General features: G+C 45.9%; 16 protein-coding genes. All 16 read right to left on the bottom strand.

Annotation, left to right across the window (positions count from 1 at the left end; genetic code table 11):
• Positions 1-61: 61 nt before the first annotated feature.
• The 16 genes from M4S28_RS19105 to M4S28_RS19030 all read right to left on the bottom strand — a co-directional run bounded on the left by M4S28_RS19105 (position 62) and on the right by M4S28_RS19030 (position 18,970).
• A complete protein-coding gene (locus M4S28_RS19105) occupies positions 62-1,807 on the bottom strand; it encodes an arylsulfatase (RefSeq protein ID WP_249633518.1) in 1,746 nt (581 codons plus the stop codon).
• 76 nt (positions 1,808-1,883) lie between these two features.
• Positions 1,884-2,315: a tetratricopeptide repeat protein gene (locus M4S28_RS19100; protein ID WP_249633517.1), complete on the bottom strand. Its 432-nt coding sequence runs from the start codon at positions 2,313-2,315 to the stop codon at positions 1,884-1,886.
• Positions 2,316-2,522: 207 nt separating this feature from the next.
• A complete protein-coding gene (locus M4S28_RS19095; RefSeq protein WP_249633516.1) occupies positions 2,523-3,728 on the bottom strand; it encodes an iron-containing alcohol dehydrogenase in 1,206 nt (401 codons plus the stop codon).
• 217 nt (positions 3,729-3,945) lie between these two features.
• Positions 3,946-4,389: a hypothetical protein gene (locus M4S28_RS19090; protein WP_004732424.1), complete on the bottom strand. Its 444-nt coding sequence runs from the start codon at positions 4,387-4,389 to the stop codon at positions 3,946-3,948.
• A gap of 85 nt (positions 4,390-4,474) precedes the next feature.
• Positions 4,475-5,890 (bottom strand): coniferyl aldehyde dehydrogenase, encoded by a 1,416-nt coding sequence (locus M4S28_RS19085; RefSeq protein ID WP_249633515.1) that lies wholly within the window; start codon positions 5,888-5,890, stop codon positions 4,475-4,477.
• 276 nt (positions 5,891-6,166) lie between these two features.
• Positions 6,167-6,649, bottom strand: coding sequence for a MarR family winged helix-turn-helix transcriptional regulator (locus tag M4S28_RS19080; protein ID WP_004732429.1), 483 nt, complete (start codon positions 6,647-6,649; stop codon positions 6,167-6,169).
• 362 nt (positions 6,650-7,011) lie between these two features.
• Positions 7,012-8,226 carry a choline ABC transporter ATP-binding protein gene (choV, locus tag M4S28_RS19075; protein WP_249633514.1) on the bottom strand — a complete coding sequence of 405 codons (1,215 nt, stop codon included), beginning with the start codon at positions 8,224-8,226 and terminating at the stop codon, positions 7,012-7,014.
• Between the two features lie 2 nt (positions 8,227-8,228).
• Complete coding sequence (gene choW, locus M4S28_RS19070) at positions 8,229-9,071, bottom strand: choline ABC transporter permease subunit (protein ID WP_009845976.1); 843 nt, start codon at positions 9,069-9,071, stop codon at positions 8,229-8,231.
• A 95-nt stretch (positions 9,072-9,166) separates the two neighbouring features.
• Positions 9,167-10,138: a choline ABC transporter substrate-binding protein gene (locus tag M4S28_RS19065; protein ID WP_004732435.1), complete on the bottom strand. Its 972-nt coding sequence runs from the start codon at positions 10,136-10,138 to the stop codon at positions 9,167-9,169.
• Between the two features lie 145 nt (positions 10,139-10,283).
• On the bottom strand, positions 10,284-12,011 hold the full coding sequence (gene betA / locus M4S28_RS19060; RefSeq protein ID WP_249633513.1) for a choline dehydrogenase: 1,728 nt from the start codon (positions 12,009-12,011) through the stop codon (positions 10,284-10,286).
• A 72-nt stretch (positions 12,012-12,083) separates the two neighbouring features.
• Complete coding sequence (gene betB / locus M4S28_RS19055) at positions 12,084-13,544, bottom strand: betaine-aldehyde dehydrogenase (RefSeq protein WP_249633512.1); 1,461 nt, start codon at positions 13,542-13,544, stop codon at positions 12,084-12,086.
• A 155-nt stretch (positions 13,545-13,699) separates the two neighbouring features.
• Complete coding sequence (gene betI, locus M4S28_RS19050; protein ID WP_004732441.1) at positions 13,700-14,302, bottom strand: transcriptional regulator BetI; 603 nt, start codon at positions 14,300-14,302, stop codon at positions 13,700-13,702.
• A 402-nt stretch (positions 14,303-14,704) separates the two neighbouring features.
• Positions 14,705-15,886, bottom strand: a complete 1,182-nt coding sequence (locus tag M4S28_RS19045) for a M24 family metallopeptidase (RefSeq protein WP_102572379.1) — start codon at positions 15,884-15,886, stop codon at positions 14,705-14,707.
• A gap of 37 nt (positions 15,887-15,923) precedes the next feature.
• The gene (locus M4S28_RS19040; protein WP_061021025.1) at positions 15,924-17,267 is read right to left on the bottom strand and encodes a TRAP transporter large permease; all 1,344 of its coding nucleotides are present in this window, start codon (positions 17,265-17,267) and stop codon (positions 15,924-15,926) included.
• Positions 17,264-17,806 (bottom strand): TRAP transporter small permease, encoded by a 543-nt coding sequence (locus M4S28_RS19035; RefSeq protein WP_249633511.1) that lies wholly within the window; start codon positions 17,804-17,806, stop codon positions 17,264-17,266. Before M4S28_RS19035 ends, M4S28_RS19040 begins: the two co-directional genes overlap by 4 nt.
• A gap of 120 nt (positions 17,807-17,926) precedes the next feature.
• Positions 17,927-18,970 carry a TRAP transporter substrate-binding protein gene (locus tag M4S28_RS19030; RefSeq protein WP_004732448.1) on the bottom strand — a complete coding sequence of 348 codons (1,044 nt, stop codon included), beginning with the start codon at positions 18,968-18,970 and terminating at the stop codon, positions 17,927-17,929.
• Between the last annotated feature and the right edge of the window lie 47 nt (positions 18,971-19,017).

The raw sequence follows: 19,017 nt of genomic DNA, 5'->3' as shown, positions 1-19,017 counted from the left end.
ACACGTTGTTCATCGGCCAACCAAGCTTGATGGCATTCGGTTGGCCAAGTGGTTTTTTCCTCTATTTCACGTTTTCAAACGGGTTCCACGCTTCGTCAACCGGGACGATATTTTGCGTTTTTTCGTATTCTTGATATTCAGCGACCATTTCAAGGAACAGATCTGGCATTTCATTTCTCAAGTCATGTTGCTCAGCAGGGTCTTTCTTGGTGTTGTATAAGTGCCACTCACTGTCACCGCCCATTCCTGTAGAAATTCGAATGATCTTGTAATCACCTTTAAGCAAAATTCCGCTACCAAACAATTCGAATGGAATCGCATTGTTGGCACTGTGCACCTCTGCCGTCTCCCCTTTGAAGTAAGGCAACAAGCTCACACCACTCATCGGCGCCACTTCTCGACCTTGATATTCAGTTCCTGGATGCTCTACCTTTGCAATTTCAAGAATAGTGGCTGCAATGTCTTTCACTTGAGACAAATCATCCGTCTGAGTTCCCGGCTGCAACGCATTTTCATCTTCTAAAAGCGCTTTTGCTGGCTTGACGATAAACGGCACACGGATACCGCCCTCTGCTGTGTAAGCTTTATACCAAGATAGGCCGCCGGTTGAAGCGCTTGCCCACTCAGGACCAAGTGACACACTGGAGTTCGCCTTGCCCAAGTTTTCAGTCGAATTATCGAAGTGATGAGCAGTCCAAGTTCGGATCAAGTCACTGATATTTTCACCGGTAATATCCGTTGCTTCTGGACCATTATCCGCAAGATACATGATGTAGGTATTGTCGTATTCTCCGATTTCTTTCAGGTAGTCGACTATCTGCCCTACTTGTTGGTCTTGCATTTCCATCATGCCCATCGCGACAGCCATTTTCTTGCCGTACCACTTTTGTTCTTTCTCAGAGAGCGAGTCCCAAGGTCGACTTAATGCGTTACGATCTGAAATATCGGCGCCTTTTGGAATCACACCCATCTCTTTCATGCGCTCAAAGCGGTCTTCTCGAATCGAGTCCCAACCATGTTCAACGTAGTAGTCGACCTTGTCTTGATACGCCGATTCTGGGGCTTGCAGCGGAAGGTGTATGGCGGTGAAAGGAAGATAAGCGAAGAAAGGCTTACCGTCGTCTTTTTTACTGTCGATCATCTTGATGATCTCGTTGGTGTAAACTTGATCGGAGTACTCGCCTTTGTATTTATCTTCTACCACTTCACCATTTCGGTAGATTGACTCAACTTCAACGCCGGGAATATCACCTTTTTGCAGCGCATCCGCTGTCGCGGAATTTTTGGCAGGGAACATCATGTCGCGGTTAAAGTGATTCGAACCGCCCGCTAAAATGCCGTAACTCTCTTCAAAACCTCGATCGTCAGGCAAGAACCCATCATCATGACCTAAATGCCATTTACCCGATAAATACGTGTTGTAGCCACTGTCTTTAAGCAGCGTAGCCACTGTTACGCCCTTCTTGGTCAGGTAACCTTCATAACCCGGTTTGCCAATCGCGCCCGGATAGACAGCATAGTCGAAGGTGCCTAGCCCAACTTCGTGGCTGTTTGCTCCGGTTAACATCATTGAGCGCGTTACCGATGAGGTTGGTGAGGCATGGAAGTTAGTGAATTTAACCCCCTCTTCAGCCAACGCCATCAAGTTGGGAGTTTCGGCTTCTGAGCCATAGGGCTGGGTATCAGCAAAGCCCACATCATCACCGACAATAACAACGATGTTCGGCTTGTCTGATACGGCGGCGAAAGCGGCGCTACTTGCGGCGGCCATCGCTGTGAATAGTAGGGATTTCTTGAATGTCTGCATAAGACGTTCTCCAATTTCTGTGATTGATTTTTCTGTTATTAACTTGTTCTGTGATTAACTTTCGTTAGGATTTGAATTAGTGCGCGGCTTGAGACATCCAATGTAATAAGTCGAGCGCGGGGTCATACTCTTGAGCTGCTGCCATGCCAATCCAGGTGACAGCCTCCGCTTGGCTGGCTTGAACGCCACTTCCAGAGATATACATCAACCCAAGCTGTGTTTGAGCTTCAGGGCTACCGTTATTGGCTGCGGTGACGAACCACTCCGCGGCTTTTTTATCATTCTGTTCTACGCCCTCTCCGCTCAGATATAAATAAGCGACAGAGAGCTGGGCATCCAATTGCCCTTGGTAAGCTTCATCCAACAGTTGCACGACGTCTTGATGCTGCTGCACTTGATCCATGGTGGCTCCATTCTCAAAGCTCTCGCTTCCAAAGCTTGCCTTGGCAAAAAACAGAACAACCAAAACACCCGCCAAAATCACGGTAGTTAAACGTTTATTGAGCATTTATTTCCTCCTCGGGAATAAAGGTCTCGACGTCCCTGTTGAATGAATTAGGTGAAAAGTAGGAATGGCGCGATGATGCACAAGCTTGATAGCAATACGTTTTCGATTTTCATAATTGGCTCTCGAGTAATGATTGTTGAGTGAATCAGGGACTGAATCATCGACTGAATTAAATGGTCATAAGATTCAGTCGATTAAGACAGAGACTTAAATCGCTTTCTCTATGATGGTTTCAATCGTCTGTTTCGAGATTGGGTAGAACTGAAAACAGATGTCTTTTTCAATCGCTTCTGCAATGTTGCTCTTCTCTTGCTCATCAAACTTCCAGCTGCTGAAACGCTTCATCGCACCGACACGGGTTTGGAAGTTATTTAAGAAATCCAACACGCGTAGGTAAATCATTTCATCGGTTCCCGTGCTGTCGACAGAGAATGCTTGAGCTAACTTCGCCGCATTCGGCATGTAGAACTCTGGCAGTGCTTCAATCACAACCGGCATTAATACCGTGTTGGCATCACCATGTGGAATGTGGCTAATCGCACCAAAAGCGTGAGCGCAGTTGTGAATCGGAATACCGCCTAAAGACGAATAAAATGCAGAGATCGCCATGGTACTTGCTTGAAGAAGATTGCCACGTGCCGTTAGGTTTTCTGGCTCTTTCAATGCCAAGGGTAAGTTTTCAATAATCAGTTTTGCAGCCTGAATACCGTAAGCGTCGGTGAATGCATTACTCATTGGCGAGACAATCGCTTCAACAGCGTGTGTTAGTGCATCCATCGCGGTAGAACGAGTAAGGTGAGCTGGCAGCTTAGTGGTAACCGTTGGATCAAGGATCGCGATATCGGCTTCCAATCCAGACGCGACTAGACTTGCTTTGATGTTTTCATGTTCATTGTAAAAAACAGCAATCGGAGAGGCTTCTGCGCCCGTACCAGCCGTTGTCGGAACAGCAATGTGGGGTACTTGGATATCTTCATTGTTTGGCCATACATCCATATGACCACCGCCCGCAATCACCGTACGGATATCATCTATCTGCTTATGGAATGCGTATTTCACACCTTTAGAAGCATCAATCACGCTGCCGCCGCCAACAGACAAGATCGCATCAGCATTGACGCTGTTTGCAAACTCAATTGCAGCGTTGATGTTGTCGCAAGTCGCGTCTGGCGCGATATCGGTGTACACACCAACAAGCTGAACCGCTTGTTCATTACCTGGCTGGTTCACCTTTTCGTTTACAAACAACGCCGAGAACTGCTCAACAAAACCAAGAGACTCCAAGCCTTTATCAGAAAAGAGCACGACTCTTTGCGCACCTAAGCGACCAAAAAGAGAAGGGATATTTTCAATGCCATTCTCTTGAGCATGAACAATGGTTTTAAGTTGAAAGTTAAAATTATTGGTTGTCATGATATTTACCTCATTTCTAGTTGATGACTAAACAATAGCCAATACAAACCGGTCGGTCTAGAGTGTTAATGTCAAAGATATGTCAATTAAGATCTTTATGGATCATTGCCCCAAAACGAAAAAAGCCCGCAAATGCGGGCTGTAGTAATAAGTAAGCTAGTTAGAGAGTGATCATTAAATAAGTGTCATTGACTCACCATGGGCAACTTACTAACTATTAACGAAGATGAGCTGGAACCTTGCTTTTGTCTCTAGTGAGGTAGTAATACAGGTAAACTAAAGAGTAGACAGTCACAAATCCATCGAGCGCAAACACACCGCTCCAACCGTAAAACCACTCATAATCGTTGATACACACGTTGTATAAGAATATGCCCACAAACATCGACTTCTCAAATGCACTGTAAATCATGGTCGAAGTACGCAGCGATTTGTACTTCGCCGAGAACATCAACAACACACCAATACAGCCAACCATGACTCCCCAGTGTTGATAGGTACCCATAAGATACTCTTTGTTCACCATCATCGTATCGTTGTACGAGAACAGCGTTTGCATACTCCAATCAGGCGCAAGGAAAGTAGAGAAAGCGGTTGCGGTTAAGAATCCTGTAACCATCAAATACGCTTTCATCGTTCGTTCAAAAAATCGTTCTAACATAAAAATAACCTCTTAAAATAACGTCGTAAAAATAATTTCTTATAAATAACTTCTTGTAGATAAATTGAGTAATGACAGAAATGATTTACTTGCCAAGCATGCTCATCACTGTGGTCTTTAATTCGTTGTCTTCTTTTGAAAACAGATGCTTAACTCGATGATCTAAGCCTGTTTCCAAGACGGTTTTGGCATGGGAGAAAGTAAGGAAACCTTCTTTGCCGTGATAGTTGCCCTGACCAGATTCACCAATGCCACCAAACGGCGCGTCATCAACCGCTAAATGAAAAACACAGTCATTGATACACATTCCGCCGGAATGAACTTGGTGTTTAACCTGAGCTTGTAAGCTCAAATCAAAGCTCATTAGATAGAGCGCTAACGGCCTTGGTTTGCTATTGATGACTTGGAACGCCTCTTCGATATTGCGATACGTAATCAAGGGTAATAGTGGGCCGAAAATCTCTTCGTTCATCATCTTGGATGACAGGCTTGGTTCAACAATTAGGTGCGTCACCAAACGATGGTTATCTAAGTCCATCGCTTCGTCATGGCAAGCGACGGTTCGCGTTCCTGCTTGTTGCTCTTCATTCAACAAGCCGACAATACGATCGCATTGACGAGGATTGATTAGGGACGTCAAACTCTCGGAATAGACCCCTTCATCGAACAGCAATTGGTACTGTTTTTTATACTCTTGAATGAAAGATTCAACTTTCCCTTCGGGTAGCAATACATAGTCAGGAGCCACACACACCTGCCCGTTATTGAGGCTCTTACCATAAATGATTCGCTCAACCGCGATATCAATTGGCATGTCTTCTGCAACGATAACCGGTGACTTACCACCTAGCTCTAGCGTGACTGGAGTTAGCGTGTCAGCCGCTGACCTCATCACTTGGCGACCCACTTGGGTTGACCCCGTAAACAGAAGATGATCAAACGGCAACGCCGAAAATGCGGCTGCGATTTCTACCTCACCTTCAACCAAGCACACCTCATCGGATTGGAAGACTTCCGCCAATAGCGCTCTTAATACTTGGTTCGTAGCTGGGGTAAATTCACTCATCTTGATCATGGCGCGATTGCCCGCTGCCAACGCCGAAATAAGCGGGCCGACGGATAACATGATCGGGAAGTTCCACGGAGCAATGATCCCGACAACGCCTTTGGGTTGATAAACCACTTCAACACGAGAGGTTGAAAGCAAAGGGCCGGAATGACGAATCGAAGATGTCGACCAATGAGGTAAACACTCAATGCTGTGATCAATATTTCCGATGCAAGGCAATATGTCGGCCATCAAAGTGTCTTGTCGACTGCGGTGACCATAGTCCTCACTCACGGCTGAACACAAACGATCTGTGTAATCGATAAGCGCAGATTTAAGTGCAAGCAACTGCTCAATTCTCACCGATACCGCTGGCATCGGGTTCTGTGCAAAAGCTCCCTGCATGTTGTTCAACGTCATGGTCATTTGTGTTGGCGTCAATTCGTATTTCATACATCACCTCGTGGTTAAGATGAGCACACAATAATACAAAGCAGACCGGTCGGTCTATACTTTTATTGTCAGAGAATCGTCAATGCATTTTTGAATACAAATAAATAGGGTGGTTACAACGTAGGGTTAAAACCCAGGGTGATTTAAAATAGGAGGGTGTAACGAACAGGCGGTATAACGAGAAATCTCACATGGTGAGATCAAAAATGGCCGCTTAATGCGACCATTTAATAACTCTTTAAGTTTTTGTTTTCAATCGACAATTTAAAACTAACGTTAGCTTTTGGCTACGTTTGCAATGCCTTCAAGCTGAAGCACTGGAGCAGCGTCGATGTCTTCTGCGTTCATCATTGCTGATACACGCTGCATCGAAGAAAGCAATAAGCTTTGCTCCCACGTCTCTAGATTTTGGAATTTTTTAACGAAGTTATCTTGCAGCGGCGGTGGCGCATTGTTTAGCAACTCTTGACCTTTTTCAGTCAGGTTCGCGTGTACTTTACGGCGGTCCGATGAACTGCGTACTCGTTGTACATAGCCATTTAACTCAAGACGGTCGATGATCGTCGTCGTCGTTGCTTGGCTTACATTGGTCTGATTAGACAATTCTTTGATTGTCACATTACCCATTTCTTGGATTGCTCTCATTAAGATTAATTGAGGGCCAGTCAAACCATACTCTTTACTCAGCTTCTTCGAGTGTAAATCGATAGCGCGAATAATTTGGCGAATAGCGACCAGGATTTCGTCATGTTTGTCCAAGATGCAGACCTTTGTACTAATATACTGTGAATGGTTTTACAGCGTCGAAGCGATGAAATGTCTCGAGTGATTACGTCACGCATGCTCGAATTACACTGTAAATTGATAAATTACTTCATTGATTTTTCCGCATTGTACTGATGTTCATACTATTCTCAATCTTTTCTATACCACTAAACTTGCGTGGTACGGCACTTTTGCTTAATGAAGGGGGAATGAACGCTTCAATGAAGACAAAAATAATGAACCAGAGAATACAAACTCAAAGAATAATATATTTTAATAATCATAGAGGTAGAGAGATTTAACCCTCTCCACCCAATAAAAAACCAGCCTCAATAGCTAAACTGAAAAACGAAATTTTACGCAGCGGTATTCATCTGAAAGTTACCCGTTAGTGCGTTGTAAAACTCGCTGTTATCCAAAATCCCGACCAATTGATTGTTTTCAACCAACAGAATTGGGTGGTTACTGATCTGCTTAAGCTTAATCGCATCACGCATACCAATCTCCGGGCTTGTCACTACCACACTCGACGCGTTAATCGCGGTTAGGTCGTCAGACTCGCTCCACTCAACAAGCGCCAAAGTAGATTCACCTTTCACTGATAAAGCACCTTCACTCTGTTCAATCCAAAGATCTTTAGAATCGCAGATCTTCCAGCTTTCATTCTCTTGCGTCAGTGAATCAAGAGGCTGCATTAAAGAGCGACCTTTAAGCACATTCAATGGATTGGTGTGAGCAACGAAGTCTTTTACGTATTCGGTTTTTGGCGTCAGTACGATCTCTTCAGGCTTACCGTGTTGAATCAGTTTTCCTGACTCCATGATCGCAATGTTATTACCAATCTTCAGTGCTTCATCTAGGTCGTGACTCACGAACAGAATCGTTTTGTTGAGTTTGTTTTGCAGCGTGATCAGTTCATCTTGCAGCTGAGCACGAATCAGTGGATCAAGCGCCGAAAACGGTTCATCCATCAACAGAATGTCGGTGTCCATTGCAAACGCACGCGCCAAACCAACACGTTGCTGCATGCCGCCGGAAAGCTCATGTGGATACTTAGTTTCCCACTCTGCCAAACCCACCATTTCAAGTTGTTCACGCGCTTTAGCACGACGAACATCTTTGGCTACGCCTTGCATTTCTAGACCAAACGCCACGTTATCTAACACGTTTAACCAAGGCATTAGGGCAAATTTTTGGAACACCATAGAAACGCGGTGAGTACGAAGATGACGCAAGGTCGCTTCGTCGCACTGTTCACCTAAATCAACCTGCTTGTCTCCATCTTTGATCGCCAATGAGCCACGGCTGATCTCATTCAGGCCGTTAACTGCGCGAAGCAAAGATGATTTACCAGAACCAGACAACCCCATCAGCACACAAATCTCGCCTTCTTCAACGGTCAGCGACACATTATCTACGCCAACCACTTGGCCAGTCTCATCAATGATCTCTTGGCGAGTTTTACCTTGGTCGAGTAGCTCAAGCGCTTGTTTCGATTTATTACCAAACACAACATCGAGATTCTTAATGGTAATCGCGTCCATTGTCTTTTTTTCCTGAGAGTTAGACATGATTAAGCTTCCTTCTGGTTTGGTGTTTTGCACAAGCGGTCAAGGATGATTGCGACTAATACAATCGCTAATCCAGCTTCAAAACCTTGTGAGATGTTCACTGTGTTCAATGCACGAACAACAGGTTTACCAAGTCCGTCAGCACCGACAAGAGCGGCGATAACCACCATCGAAAGCGACAACATAATACATTGGGTTACACCTGCCATGATGCTTGGTAGAGCCGCCGGTAATTCGACCTTCATCAACAATTTCATGCGGCTGGCACCAAACGCTTTACCCGCTTCAATCAACTCTTCAGGCACTTTAGTGACGCCTAAGTAGGTTAAACGAATCGGTGCAGCTATCGCGAAAATAATGGTAGAGATTAAGCCAGGAACAATACCCAAGCCGAATAGAACCAGAGTTGGAATCAGATAAACGAAAGTTGGGACTGTCTGCATCAAATCAAGGATTGGACGCAAAACTGTATAGAGCCAAGGACGGTGAGCAGCCATGATGCCAACCGGTACGCCAATTAATACGGAAATCGTTGTCGCCGCAAAGACGAGAACAAAGGTTTCCAGCATTTCTTGCCAATAGCCGAGGTTAAGAATAGTCAGCAGTGCTGCGACCACAAAGATCACCAGCGAAGGTTTACGGTGTAAGTACCATGCAATCGCAGCAGTCATCACGATTGGCAGTGCAGGCGGCATCCACTTAAATACATCGACTAAAAACATAATGACGGTTTCTAGAAAAATCGAAATAGCGTCAAAGAATCCTGCTGCATTGATTGTTAGCCAATCAACACCCGCTTCCATCCATTGTCCGACAGGGATTTTGTTTTCCGTAATAAAATTCACAATATTGCCTTTTATTATGGGTGGGCTACTTCAAACCAATCGATAAATTGGCAAGCCCACCTTTATTATTTATGTAGCTGTTGAGATAGGTAGAACTAAGCTTTAACTTGCTTTAGGTATTCAGTAACGGCTTGAGTCGCTGATTCACCTTTATGCGTTTTTACGTTGTCTAACCAAGCTTCAACTTGTTGAGGGTTCTTGTTCAACCATTGTTGAGCCGCTTTTTCTGGCTTCACTTTTTGGTTAAGAATCTCTTCCATCAACTGGTTTTCCATCTCTAGAGTGAATTCTAGGTTTTGTAGAAGTTGACCGACATTTGCACATTCAGACAGGTAGTTTGAACGAACGTTAGTGTAAACATTCGCGCCACCGTAGTTAGGGCCAAAGAAGTCGTCACCACCTGATAGGTATTCCATTTCAACATTGCTGTTCATTGGGTGCGGAGCCCAACCAAGGTAAACGATCCACTGGCTACGACGAGCAGCGCGAGATACTTGCGATACCATGCCCGCTTCACTTGATTCCACTAGGCTGAAATCTTTCAAGCCAAACGCGTCAGAATCAATCATTGATTGGATTAAGCGGTTACCGTCGTTACCCGGCTCGATGCCGTAGATGCGGTCTTTAAATTTGTCGGCGTGTTTTGCTAGGTCTGCGAAGCTTTTTACGCCAGAGTCGTACACGTATTTTGGTACGGCTAGCGTGTATTTTGCGCCTTCAAGGTTGGCACGAACGGTTTCAACCGTGCCCGCTTCACGGTACTTAGCAATATCGCCTTCCATGGTTGGCATCCAGTTACCTAGGAATACATCAATATCGCCGTTCGCCATTGAAGAGTAAGTCACCGGTACTGAAAGTAGGTCGGTTTTGGTTTTGTAACCAAGGCCTTTTAATAGTTCAGAAGTAACGGCGGTTGTTGCGGTAATGTCAGTCCAGCCTACATCAGCGAAGCGAACGTTTTCACATTGCTGCGGTTCAATAGAAGCGTTAGCACCAAATGCAAATGAACTAATGGCTAGTGCTGTTAACGTTTTCGTGGTCATGTTCTGAATATTTAGAGTCGTCATAATGGTTCCTTTTTATCTTTCCTTTTTCTGCTCGATATCAACACCGATAGAGAGCAGTTCTTCTGACTTTTGACTAATTTTTGTTGTTACTTTTTGCTTTTTCTATTTTTGAACTACTTTCTATTTTTGAACTAATAACAGAGGCTTACGCTTCTCTTACTGGTTTATTTATTCTTTGCTTCTCTTGCCACTCAGGTGCAATCCACACTAGAACGTCCTGCGCTTTGAGCATCGGCTTACCTAAAATCAAATCGGAAGCACGCTCAGCAACCATAATGGTCGGGGCGTTCAAATTGCCGTTTGGAATGGTTGGGAAAACCGATGAGTCGACAACGCGTAAATTATCGACACCGCGAACGCGACACTCTTCATCAAGCACTGCCATTGGATCATCATCTGAACCCATTTTGCAGCCACATGAAGGGTGATAAGCACTTTCAACGTTCTGCTTAACCCATTCATCAATTGCTTCATCGGAAGTAATATTTAGACCCGGCTGAATCTCTTTTCCTCGATACACATCCATCGCAGGTTGAGACAAAATCTCACGCGTCAGACGAATACAATCGCGCCAATCTTGGCGATCTTGTTCAGTCGAGATGTAGTTGAAAATGATCTCTGGCTTGGCATGCGGATCAGCAGAAGTGATCGCAACCGTACCGCGACTCTCTGGCTTGTTAGGCCCAACGTGTACTTGGAAACCGTGACCATCAAAGGCCGCTTGTCCGTCGTAACGCATCGCGGCTGGTAGGAAGTGATATTGAATGTTTGGCCACTTCAATCCTTTGCGAGAACGAATAAACGCGCACGATTCAAAGTGGTTAGTGGCACCAAGGCCTTTACGAGTCAAAATCCATTCCGCGCCAATCATGCCTTTGCTGACTAAACCAAGCTTGCTGTTGAGCGTGATGGGTTCGTTACAGTGATATTGGAAGTACACTTCTAGGTGATCTTGAAGGTTTTCACCTACGCCATTCAGCTCGTGTTTAAGCTCAACGCCCGCCTTTTCAAGTACAGCTTTCGGTCCGATACCAGAAAGCTGAAGCAGTTGAACAGAACCGATAGAGCCCGCAGAAGAGATCACTTCTTTGTTCGCTACAGCCACTTGAGTATTGCCTGATTTTTCAAACTCGACACCAACAGCTTTCAGCCTTGATTGACCTTTTGATGACTGGTCTTTTACGACGAGTGCTTCAAGTAAGAAACGACGCGCCACGATACCCTTCTTCAAGGTTAGGTTTGAACGCTTCAATGCACGGCGTAGATAAGCGTTAGAGGTTGAGGCTCTAACACCCTTGTCTACCGTCATATGCATAGTGCCGAATCCTTCTTGCTGGTAGCCGTTGTAATCGTTTGTTTCTGGGTAACCGGCATCTTTACCTGCATCGATGAACGCTTGGTAAAGCGGGTTGAGCTCCATATCGTTACCGTTACAAGTGCCGACAGGGCCATTGTCACCACGGTATTCATCACCGCCTTTGTTCCATGATTCAGCACGGCGGAAGTAAGGTAAGCATGCTTGGTAGTTCCAACCCGCTGCGCCCTCTTCTTCCCATTGGTCAAAATCACACGCGTGGCCACGAACATAAACCATGCCGTTAATTGATGAGCTGCCGCCTAACACTTTGCCACGTGGGCAGTGCAGTTCACGTCCATCAAGACCCGGTTCTTTCTCTGTTTCAAATTGCCAAGCGTACTTTTCAGTATTCATTGGGTAAGAAAGCGCGGTTGGCATCTGGATAAAAATACTCTTGTCCGTACCACCCGCTTCCAGTAATAAAACGCTATGTTCACCGCTTTCCGTTAGCCTATCCGCTAACACACAGCCGGCCGAACCCGCGCCGACGATAATATAATCGTAGCGTTGTTCCATGTTTTGATTTCCCTGAGATGAGTCAGTAGGGCTAGCTCTGTTAAGCTAACCCATAAAATTGAGTGTTACGCTTTAGGCATAAGGGCTGGCGTAGTCGCCAAGTTCAATAAGAATGCTCTTAGTCTGCGTATAATGAAGTAGGGTTTCTGGTCCATTTTCACGGCCAATACCCGAAAGCTTGTAACCACCAACAGGCATTTCTGCCGGTGAGTCGCCCCACGTGTTCACCCAACAAATACCTGCCTGCATTTGATGAATAACACGGTGCGCACGAGAAAGGTTTTGCGTGAACACACCAGCCGCCAGGCCGTATTTGGTGTCGTTAGCGCGGCGAATCACATCGTCTTCGTCCGTAAACTTCAACACTGACATCACAGGGCCGAAGATCTCTTGTTGAACATGAGGCATGTTGTCTTCGCAATCCACAAACACCGTTGGAATAACAAAGTTGCCGTTTTCGAGACCGTTGTCTGTCACTTGATAGCCGCCCGTCAACAGGGTTGCACCCGACTGCTTAGCTAGCTCAATTGCTTCAAGGACTTTTGACAGGTGTTCTTTAGAAATCAACGCGCCGATCTGAGTCTCCATGTCCATTGGGTTACCAATGATCAGCTTCTCAGTGCGTGTTTTAAGTTGGTCGATGAATGTGTTGTAGATGTTTTCGTGTACATAAACACGGGTACCATTAGTACACACTTCGCCTTGGGTGTAGAAGTTAGCCACCATCGAAGCGGAAACTGCATCATCCAATTTCGCATCATCAAACACGATCATCGGTGACTTGCCGCCAAGTTCCATGGTGACTGATTTCAGCGTCTTAGCGCTGTCTGCCATTACCGCTTTACCGGTACCGGTTTCGCCCGTGAACGACACTTTTGCTATGTCTGGGTGCGCCGTTAGCATCTGACCAACACGGTAATCGCCCTGAACCACGTTAAACACGCCATCAGGAAGACCAGCTTCAGTAAAGATCTCAGCAAGCTTGAGCGCTGTGAGCGGCGTTTCTTCTGAAGGCTTGAAAATCATCGCGTTACCCGCGGCCAATGCCGGAGCTGATTTCCACATCGCGATTTGAATGGGGTAGTTCCACGCACCAATGCCCGCACAAATGCCTAGCGGTTCGCGGCGAGTGTAGAAAAATTGAGATTCACTCAGCGGTTGTTGGTCGCCTTGTAGCGTTGGTGCCAAGCCAGCAAAGTATTCAATAACATCAGCGCCAGACGCCACATCCACTTCAATCGCTTCTTGCAGCGGCTTGCCCGTATCAACAACCTCAAGGTTTGCAAGGTCATTATTTCGAGCTCTAAGTATTTCCACTGCCTTCAAAAGAATGCGGCTGCGTTCCACAGCGGTCATTGCTGACCATACCGCAAATCCGCGCTTCGCAGATTCAATAGCACTGTCGACATCCGCTGAAGATGCTTGGCCTAACGTCGCGATAGGTTCGCCGTTTGCAGGGTTAATGCTATCAAAGGTTTCACCAGAGGTTGCTTTAACCGCTGCGCCATCGATGTATAACGAGTTCATTTCCATTTGAGATTCTGACTTAATTATTGTTATTAGACTCTACTGGTCTATATGTGAGTATTGGGTGCGAATAGTGGTCGTTCTAGCTCTTGCTCTAGGTTTAGGTCTAGGTCTAGGTTTAGGTCTAGGTCTAGGTCTAGGTCTAGCGCTACCACTGCGATCTATTTGCTGTGACACGAGTAGAACGTAAGTTGTTTATCTAGATAATCATTGATGATGGCACGCGCCTTTTGAGCATCGATACCATCTGGGTTTAATGTGCCTCTCAGCCACAAACCATCGATCAGAGACGCAATCCCGTGAGCAACGAGATCCGCTTGTTCATGATTCAAAATACCTTTCAACTCAAGACGTAAGTGTGAAATCAAACGTTTTTCATTCACACGCTGCAGTCTTTTCAGCTGCTCGTCATGCATTGAATATGACCAAAATGCCAACCACGCCTTCGCGACCTTATTTTCTGCTTGGTAACCTTCGAAGTTACCATCGATGATCGCGTTAATTCTCTGTTGGTGAGCATCAACAGGAAGTGCTTTTAGTGACGTGGTGATGGTATTAGAAAGTTGGCGAAGGATTTCACGCATGGTCTCTTCGAGCAGCCCATGCTTTCCACCAAAATAGTGATTAATAATGCCAGTGGAGACTCCCGCTTCTTTGCTGATCAACGCAATACTCGCGGCATGCAAACCCACTCGATCAATCACCGTCATGGTGGCTTGAACAAGCTGTGGTTTACGTATATCAGGCATCCCAACCTTCGGCATTTCTTAGTCCTTTTATTTTATATTGAACGTTCAGTTAAATATAAAATGACAGAAATTTAGTTAGGGTTCAAATGATTATTTAAAACAAACTCGTAACAATACAGCATTCAAAACAACAAAAATCATTACAAAACAATAAATTAAATATCATTTAGAGCACTAACGAAAACAATTAAAGATTTGAGGTGTGATAGTTATTGGTCAAATGTTTTTGCTCAACAAGGACAATATTTGAACAGAAAGAGAGATTCTTGAAACAAAGAGGAATTCGGAAATTGGAGGTATTTAAGTGTAAAAGATGACGAGGTATGGCGAAGTGAAAAAGAAAACCGAGCGTCCAACAAAGTGCTTGAACGCCCTCCTCTACCAGGATTCAACATTATGATTAGATTCTAAACGCAATTAGCCAATAATCGGCATCGACTGCCAAGATCTTTGATGCAGCATTTCGCAGCCAGATTCGGTGATGACGATGTTTTCCTCGTGTACCATCATGCGGTTTTTCGCAAACGCCATACCGGGCTCTAACGTTAACACCATGCCGGGTTTTAATATCACGTCACCATTTGGTACATGTGATGGCCACTCTGTTAGCTGCATGCCTAATCCATGCCCCATACGACCCACATCGTTGCCAAGCGCGCCGTTCTTTTCGAGCACCGACCACATGGCTTGCCACACGTCTCCGGTTGTTCGTCCCGGCTCTGCCATCGCGAGCCCCGCTTCTGTCGATTGATATACTGCGTCATAAGCCGCTATCGTATCTGGCTGCGCATGCCCAAACGCATAGTTCCGGTCAAAATCACTGAAATAGCCATCAAAGTTAGCCCCCGTATCGATGATCAGTACATCTCCTTCAGAGAGCATACGATCCGTTGGCCCCATGATGATGTTGTCATAGCCACCTTGGCCGGATGCCGAAATCAGATAAGGACACGCATCGGCGCCCAAACGCAGCATCTCCAAATGCATGGCTTTACACGCCTGTCGTTCCGTCATCCCTATCGCGAGGTTATGACGAAGATACTCAAAGCCCGCCGCTGTCACTTGGCAAGCGAAGCGTACTTTATCGATCTCCGCTTGAGACTTAACACTGCGCAGATCGCGAACCATGAATGACACATCAACCACACTATGTTGGCTCAACTTCTGCTGTAACAACGCATAGTTAGTGGCAGGCATACGTAGGTGTGTTTCCGGGCCAATCATCGAACCGATTCTGCGAGAACCTTTGGAGACTTCAGATAGCGTAGAAGCTAACAAAGAGATACCGTCATCTTCTGGCCTTGGTGACGGCCAACTGCGCACATCTTCAATCCATGTATCGTCGAAACCAGCCACACCGATCTCTGGTACTACCGCTATGGGCTTACCAACCGCTGGCACCACCAAAAACCACGGACGCGTTGGGCTTTCCCAAAACTGCGATTTAAAGCCACTGAAATAACGGAATTCAGGCTCGGTCGTGAAAAACGCAGCATCGATGTTTTGCGCGCGAAGACGTTGTTGCAACTCGACAGTACGTTGCTCTAGTTCTGCTGATTCAAACCCTCTCTGCGGAGGTGTTAACGGCAATATACTCATATCTCTATCCTTGATTGAATAAGGGTAACTCGACGGGTTAATTGAATAAGATGTCTCTTGGTAACAGAGCGATGCTTGGGAAGAAAATCAGCAACGCAGACATCAACACCAAGATCAGGAAGAACGGCAGCGTCCCGCGAATCACTTCCATATAAGGCTTTTCAAAGATGGCGATAGCAGTAAAGATGTCGCACCCAAAAGGTGGCGTCGCTGAGCCAATGGCCATTTGCAATGTCACCATCACACCCACCAATATCGGGTCGATGCCTGCTGCATCAACAATCGGCATGAAAATCGGCGTCAAGATCAGCAAAACCACTAACGAATCCACAAACATACAGCCGACAAAGAAAGTCAGTGCGATGACAAACAAGATGTACTCTGGAGAGGCACTCTCTAAGTCCAAAGGTGCTAACAGTTCTTGAGGGATTTGTTCGAAAGAGATGTACCAAGAAAAAGCCTGACCAACACCCACCAGCACAAATACAACCGCGGTGATCAAGCCGGTATTCAACGCCGCATCGCAGATGTCTTTCACGCCAAGCTTACGATAGAAAATACACTCGACAATGATCGCATACAGCACCGCAAACGAAGCGGCTTCTGTTGGCGTCACGACCCCAGAGTAGATACCGCCGATAATTAAAGCAGGGAAACCGAGAGGAAGAATCGCTTTCTTGATCGCTTCAATGCGTTCTGCGGTGTTGGCTTTTTCAACCAAAGTGATGGTATCGCTGTGTTTGACGCTGTAGGCATAGCTGTATAACGAGAACAGGCTCGCGAGCACTAAACCTGGGCCAATACCAGCAATGAACAATTCTCCCACACTGGCGTTGGCTAAGGTGCCATAAAGAATCAAACCAATACTTGGCGGAATAAGGAACGCGATGTCGCTGGCATTGATGATCAGCGCCATCACAAAGCTGTCTTTGTACCCTGCTTGCAGCAACTTCGGGCGCATGATTTGGCCAACCGACACCACGGTCGCCTGAGTCGATCCAGAAACCGATCCAAATAAGGTACAGCTAATACAGGTCGTAATCGGCAACCCGCCACGCAAATGACCTACAAACGCTTGAATCAAACCCAGCAAGTTATAGGCCGTGTGGCCGCGTGTCATAATATCCGCAGCCAAAATGAACATAGGAACCGCAATCAAGGCGTTCGGCGAAATGCCTGTCACCATCTGCTGAATCAGCACTCCCGGCTCAACCTGAGAGAAATGAATCAAGCCAATTAACGCGCCAACCGCTAACGGTACAATCATTGGGAAGCTCAAAAAGAGCAGAATCACCATCACAGAGACCAAAGTAAAAGTGATGACATAAATATCGAGTTCGCCGGCAATAATGTCCGAGAAAAATTGTGCAATATCACTCATTCGAATTCACCCACATTGTTATTTTTAATCTCTATGACATCGAATGACACGTAGATTTCTTTATGCAGCAAGTTCATCAAAAAACTCATGCTGTATTGCAGCCCTGCTATGGCAAAGCCGATTGGAATAATGGAGTAGACCCAATACACCGGAAACTGCAGCGCTGGGCTAAGTCGGTTGATTGACTTCAACTCTTGGACATACAGGAAGGCGTGATAAGCGAGGTAAAACATCAACATCCCAGTCAACAATGCAATCACGGTGGTGAGCACCTTCTGGGCTTTGAAACTCAGTGAATCGTACACCGCAGTCATGCGGATATTTCGACCTTGGCGGACGGCATAGGCGAAGCCAATAAAGGTCACTGAGACAATAAGGAATTGATTAAGCTCTTCTGAGAAGAACAGGCTTTTATTGAAGGCATATCGCCCAATCGCATTGGCGGTGGAGTTGATCATCATCGCGAGAATAGCGGTTGTGATCAAAAAGCGTTCTAGCTTTTCTGTCGCGACGCTTATTTTATGTAGCAGTTCTTTCATAACAGGCAGTGCTCCATACTTCGTTCAGTGACAGGGGTCCATTGCCACAATTTGGAGAAGGTGGGGATAAGCTAACCGCTGCCAATAAACAGCGGATAGCATTAATCCTGACAACGCTTTCTATTGCGTCGCTGAAGCAGCCTTCACTTCATCTAGGATTTCTTCGAGAATGGTTTTCGCACCCTCACGCGCTTCACTTTGCTCACCGGCAGGGTAGGCATTTGCTACCACGTCATAGTAAGTCGTGTGCAGCTTTTGACTGAGGACCTTGAAGCGTTCACGCTCTTCCTCAGTTAACACAACCACTTGCATGTCTGGACGCTCTTTTAAGATCTTGTCCATGTTCTCTTTGTTGATGCGTACCTGATAGTCGTAAGCCGCTTGGTCTGCCGCTGTAATTGCTTTGTCGACCATCGCTTGCTTCTCTTTCGACAGGCCGTTGTACCACTTGCTATTGGTCGAAACGGTGCTCACATAGGGTTGCTGACCTGGGAACATTAGGTAGTCTTGAACCTCATGCCACTTCGCGTTGTAGATGAAGTAAATCGGGTTAACCATGCTATCGATGGTCTTAAGTTGCAGTGAACCGTACACTTCACCCCAAGAAAGAGGAGTAGGTGTTGCACCAAACGCTTTGTAGGTTTCAACAGGAATGGTTGAAGTGAAAGTACGGATTTTCTGGTTCGCAAAATCTTCAGGTGTACGGATAGGTTTATTGCCGCCCCAAACCATTTCACCTTCAGACATCATCGACAACAGCTTTAAGTTTACGCTCTCAAACTTAGGTGCCAGCTTGTTGTAGATAGTTGGACTTTCCGTTAAGACCTTATGCGTGATCGCTTCGTTAGTACCAAGAACATACGGTAAGCTCACCGCTTGAACTTCAGGTACGTAAGACCCTAAGTGACCCGCGCCTACCGACACAAATTGAATCGTACCCTTAGCAGCCAGCTCTACGATGTCGTTTTCTGTACCCAGTTGACCGTAGTAATAGATGCGAACACGGATGTCGCCATCAGATTCCTTCTTAATCACTTCCGCAAATTTTTGCGCATAGATGTCTTGAACGTCTGTTTTGTCCTCTTCTGAAGCAAACTTCCATGTTTCGGCATGAACGCCAAAAACCATGCTCAAACTTAGCAGTGCTACGCCTAATCGTTTCATCCTGTCTTTCCTTTTATTATCCTAATTACTCGCTGATGACCTTGGTC

Origin of the sequence: Vibrio sp. J383, from assembly GCF_023503985.1 — a bacterium.
GTDB classification, from domain to species: Bacteria; Pseudomonadota; Gammaproteobacteria; order Enterobacterales; family Vibrionaceae; genus Vibrio; species Vibrio splendidus.
The sequence above is the reverse complement of the archived record's forward strand: the minus strand, read 5'-3'. Positions and strand labels throughout refer to the sequence as shown.